Raw genomic sequence first — 4,207 nt, forward strand, 5'->3', positions numbered from 1 at the left:
CGAGATCATCACCCGCCACGGCATGACCGTGCCTGAATACAACCGCATCACCCTGTTGATTCGCTCCGAAGAAGGCAAAGCCCTCCAACAGCGCATCGAAGCCGAAATCCTGCGCCTGCAAAGCGCGGATCCCAGGGAAAGTCCGAAGCCCTAATCTCTCCCCATTGAGGCAGGCCGGGCAAGGTGGATGTGACTGGAGGCAGGAGATAACGATAGGCTGGATGCGAAAGTCGGTGTTCAGCCAGTCGAGCAGGGGAGAAAGATGAACGAGCCTATGTCGCCGTCAGTACGGGCGGCTGTCGAGCGGATGAAGTCTCGCTTACGCATGACTCGCCGTTTCGGGTTCTGGTTTCAGGCGGTTTTGGGAGCAACGGCCCTGTTGCTCTGGCTGGGGTTTTTAATCGGCCAAAATACCGTCTACCGGGATGACTCGCTGGGGGCTGTGATCGCCTTTTGGTTCACTCTGTTCACACTTCTAACCCTAGGGGCGGGCCTATTCTTCAACTGGCGCTACCTGCTCCATGCCGAGCGCCGCTCAGCCTCTGCCGATGCCTTGAGCCAGTTGGATCTGCCTAGGCAGTTGCAGTTGGTCACCTACGTCAGCCTAATCGGGGCTTTCCTTGCCCTCATCGGCATGGAGGCGCAGGTGGGCGAGCTGTTGGCGCGTATGTTTGCCCGCACCCAGGCTAACCAGGTAACAGGGGTGCTGCTGCTGGCTGCCAACGTCAACGTGACGTTTGCCCACTTTGTTTGCTTGGCAGGGGTACTCTGGATTACCGGCGTCCTCGACCGCGAGCCTTAACCCCTGAGCCGCACCGCCACCGGCGACCGACCCCAAATCCCCCAGCAAGGGAGAAGTTAGAGGTCGCCGCAACTTAATTGCCACTTGGTTGTTTAAGGATCAGGATAGAGGAACGGTGCCCCAGCCTGAGTGAGATCTCCATGACGACTAGAGAGCCCCTCAACCAGAGGAAGAGGGGCAGCGGAAAGCAGCGGAGAAATCTGTTCTAAAGACTTCACTTGAAGCCCACTGCCGCCTGCCAGACAAAAGCCAGCAAAAAGAACAAAACAGGGATGATGGGCAGAATGTCGATCAGGGGATCGAACAGCTCATAGCCTTCTGGCAAAGCAGCCAGGAGCATCATTGCAGACATAGCAACAAACCTCGGGGGGAAGGAAGTGAAGTTGGAAAAACTGCTCTTTTCAGGATTGATAGAGAGTTTAACATTGCCGGGCGGAGATTCTCGCTAAGGTCAAGAAATGTAAACGGAAAATGCTTTAGAGAACCCCCATATTGGAGAGGCCCAGGATCACTCCCACGCCCAGCAGATGGCCGAAGCTGGCAACTCCCAACACTTCCGGCCAGCTCATCCCCAACACAGGCCCTGTTTCTGAAGCCACACCCGAAGAGGACTTGAAGCTTAAGTAGGCCAGCCCTGTGCAGAGCAGGATAATCACCGCGCTCAGGGGAGACCAAGGGCTGGTTTGGGCAGTCATGGCCAATGGCGCAACAACGGTCAGCATGGTTTTCCTCCTCAGCTTGGGTTAACCGCACCCTAGATTATCTCCATTCCGCAACTCCCAAGGGGATCCCCACATGAATTGCAACAGAGGCCGCAACAAAACCTCACACTGTAGTCTTTCTGGCTTCAGGGCCTGTTTACTCTTCGCCGGGATCCCTGTCTGTCGCAACCGGCCTGGATGGACTGGAGTTGGCAAGAAAAATCCGGCCGGGTTCAACGAGGGGGGCGTCTCTCTGCCGTATACTAACGAAAGTTAACAAATCGATCTCTTCCCCTGCTTTTCGAGGTGATGACCTGGCTCTGTTGCCTTGATCCATCCTCCCCGTCTGCACTGTGCATACCTAAGGATGGCTGCCGATGACTGCTGCTGCGACTTCGCAACCGGATCCCAAGCCTTTCACGTTACCCCGTGAGCTGTTGGGGCCGCCGCCAGAATTTTGGAATCCCACCCTGCTGATGTTTTTGGCAGCAGTGGCGCTTTCGGCCTCTTGCTTTGGCGGGTACGCCTTTTGGCATTGGCCCAGGTGGCTGGTGTTTTGGCTCAACTTTGTCGCCCTCTATGTTTTGGGCACGGTGATCCACGATGCCTCTCACGGCTCTGCCCACCGCAACCGCTTTTTGAACGAGGCGCTGGGTCACGGCTCTGCCTTGTTGCAGGGCTTTGTCTATCCTGTCTTTAAGCGGGTTCACATGCAACACCACGCCCACGTCAACCATCCCGAAGACGATCCCGATCACTACGTTTCCACGGGAGGCCCGCTATGGCTGATCGCACCGCGCTTTTTCTACCATGAGGTGTTTTTCTTTAAGCGGCAGCTCTGGCGCAAGGGCCGCTGGGATCTGTTGGAATGGGGCCTAAGTCGGCTGGTGGTGATCCTAACGTTTGCGCTGGCCATTCACTTTGGCTACACCGACTACATCATGAACTACTGGCTGCCCCCTGCTTTTATCATGGGCTTCCTGTTGGGCTTGTTTTTCGACTATCTACCCCATCGCCCTTTTCAGTCTCAGGAGCGGTGGTACAACGCCAGGGTTTACCCCGGCTGGCTGACCAATATTCTGCTGCTGGGGCAAAACTATCACCTGATCCACCACCTCTGGCCCTCGGTTCCTTGGTACAAGTATCAGGCGGCCTACTGGGTGGCTAAGCCGGAGTTGGATGCGCGCAACTGCCACCAGACGCTGGGCATTTGGCAGAAGGGCGAGTTTTGGAGCTTTGTCTACGACGCGCTGATTGGCCTCCACTGGCACAAGCCCGCTCCTGAGGGGGCCTCAGCCGAGTTGGCAACAACGCCATCCCTTGCTGATCCCCAGCTTGGCGAAGAGGCCGATTGAGATGGTCTTGCCGACGCTGCGGATCCCTCAGTTGCTGCTGTTTGTGGAGGCGGCCAGCTTGCTGCAGGACTCCAGCCAGGCCCTGTTACAGGCTGGTCAGGCGACGGCGGATTTGCCGGAGGTGATCGCGGAAGCGCGGGGGCGAGCTGAAGCTCAGTTGCAGTCCCTTGGGATCCCGGCAGAGTTGCGGGCGCAGGTGCGAGGGATTCTGAGGTTGACCTCGCTGCCGCAGGTGCTGGCCTACCTGCAGGATTTGTTGGACGCGGGATCCGGCCCCGATTTGGAGGCTTTCCTGAACCAGGCAGGATCCGCCTCTACTCTGTTGCGCTTTCCGCCGCTGCTGCTGGGAGCGGTGACACTGCAGGTGCTGCTGGAGCGGCTGGATTTTTCCCCTGCAGAACAAGCGGTGCTGCAGGCGCAACGAGCCCAGTGGGAACAGGCCCTGGCCGAACTAGCCACCAGCCATGGGGTTTCCCTAGAGCCGCTGCGGGCTGTTGCCGAGAGGGCGCTGCAGGCTGTCTCGACGGAGGAGCTGCTGCAACTGGGCCAGGATCTGGCTCAAGATCTCGAGGATTGGGGGGCTCTGGGCGCCACCGAGGTTGAGGGGGAAACCGAGCCTCAGGTGGAGCTGGCGGGGCCTCTGGTGTTCCTGATGGTGGCCGATCACCTGTTGGCCCAGACAGAGTATCCCCTCACCCCCGATCAACGGCTGGATCTGCAGACCAATCGCGCCGAGGCAGAGAGTCGCCTCGCGGCCATGCAAAAGCTGGGCCGCCTTGAGAACTTGGCGGAGCAACGGGCCTACATCCAGGCTTGGATCGCGCAGACCTCGGTTCCCGATCTGCTACAGACTCTGGATCGCTGGTTTGCCCCCTCTGAGGTTGACCCCTAAGGTTCATCAGAGGCAGGACCGAGGCTCGCTATGCTTGATGCTGTAATGCTGAGGCAAGCGGATCCCACGCAAGGGAGGAGGTGGGAAGGTGGACTGGGGCAGCCTGTTCTGGCTCTTTCTGATCTTCAGCTCATTGCAGCCCCTTTTGAACCGTCGTGCCCAGGAGTTTCGCCGTCTGTTGGCGATCCGGGAGTTGGAGCAAAAGCGGGGCAGCCGGGTCATTTTGCTCATCCACCGCCAGGAGTCAATCAGTTTTTTGGGGATCCCGGTTTCCCGCTACATCAGCATCGAGGACTCAGAGCAAGTGTTGCGGGCAATCCGCCTCACTCCGCCCAACACCCCCATTGATTTAACGTAAGGTGCGGAATTCCCCACCCGGGTGGGGATGGATAGCACCCTCTGACTGATTCTGGTTGTATTGCTTCAGATTTTCTATGGAGCAAATCATGCCAAAGCC

Annotated in this window: 6 protein-coding genes; 4 read left to right on the top strand and 2 right to left on the bottom strand. The window is 58.2% G+C overall.

Annotated features, from left to right (window positions below; genetic code table 11):
- Nucleotides 1–262 precede the first annotated feature (262 nt).
- Complete coding sequence (locus NW841_RS12080; protein ID WP_414386583.1) at nucleotides 263–802, top strand: DUF3611 family protein; 540 nt, start codon at nucleotides 263–265, stop codon at nucleotides 800–802.
- A gap of 214 nt (nucleotides 803–1,016) precedes the next feature.
- Here NW841_RS12080 and NW841_RS12085 read toward each other — a convergent pair whose 3' ends face one another.
- Nucleotides 1,017–1,154: a photosystem II reaction center protein K gene (locus tag NW841_RS12085; RefSeq protein WP_414372686.1), complete on the bottom strand. Its 138-nt coding sequence runs from the start codon at nucleotides 1,152–1,154 to the stop codon at nucleotides 1,017–1,019.
- Between the two features lie 124 nt (nucleotides 1,155–1,278).
- Nucleotides 1,279–1,524, bottom strand: a complete 246-nt coding sequence (gene psaK / locus NW841_RS12090) for a photosystem I reaction center subunit PsaK (protein ID WP_414386584.1) — start codon at nucleotides 1,522–1,524, stop codon at nucleotides 1,279–1,281.
- A 356-nt stretch (nucleotides 1,525–1,880) separates the two neighbouring features.
- Between psaK and NW841_RS12095 the strand changes: the two genes are divergently transcribed.
- The 3 genes from NW841_RS12095 to NW841_RS12105 all read left to right on the top strand — a co-directional run bounded on the left by NW841_RS12095 (nucleotide 1,881) and on the right by NW841_RS12105 (nucleotide 4,108).
- Nucleotides 1,881–2,858, top strand: a complete 978-nt coding sequence (locus NW841_RS12095; protein ID WP_414386587.1) for a fatty acid desaturase — start codon at nucleotides 1,881–1,883, stop codon at nucleotides 2,856–2,858.
- A gap of 1 nt (nucleotide 2,859) precedes the next feature.
- Entirely contained in the window at nucleotides 2,860–3,750 is an 891-nt protein-coding gene (locus NW841_RS12100) for a hypothetical protein (RefSeq protein WP_414372692.1), read from the top strand.
- Nucleotides 3,751–3,838: 88 nt separating this feature from the next.
- Complete coding sequence (locus NW841_RS12105) at nucleotides 3,839–4,108, top strand: SDH family Clp fold serine proteinase (RefSeq protein ID WP_414378709.1); 270 nt, start codon at nucleotides 3,839–3,841, stop codon at nucleotides 4,106–4,108.
- The last annotated feature ends 99 nt before the right edge of the window (nucleotides 4,109–4,207 follow it).

Origin of the sequence: Synechococcus sp. H60.3, from assembly GCF_047462295.1 — a bacterium.
Classification (GTDB): domain Bacteria; phylum Cyanobacteriota; class Cyanobacteriia; order Thermostichales; family Thermostichaceae; genus Thermostichus.

Bases quoted from the DNA above. Each gene is read 5' to 3' on its own strand.
- NW841_RS12085 (WP_414372686.1), bottom strand. From the start codon at position 1,154: ATGTCTGCAATGATGCTCCTGGCTGCTTTGCCAGAAGGCTATGAGCTG.
- psaK (WP_414386584.1), bottom strand. From the start codon at position 1,524: ATGCTGACCGTTGTTGCGCCATTGGCCATGACTGCCCAAACCAGCCCT.
- NW841_RS12100 (WP_414372692.1), top strand. From the start codon at position 2,860: ATGGTCTTGCCGACGCTGCGGATCCCTCAGTTGCTGCTGTTTGTGGAG.
- NW841_RS12095 (WP_414386587.1), top strand. From the start codon at position 1,881: ATGACTGCTGCTGCGACTTCGCAACCGGATCCCAAGCCTTTCACGTTA.
- NW841_RS12080 (WP_414386583.1), top strand. From the start codon at position 263: ATGAACGAGCCTATGTCGCCGTCAGTACGGGCGGCTGTCGAGCGGATG.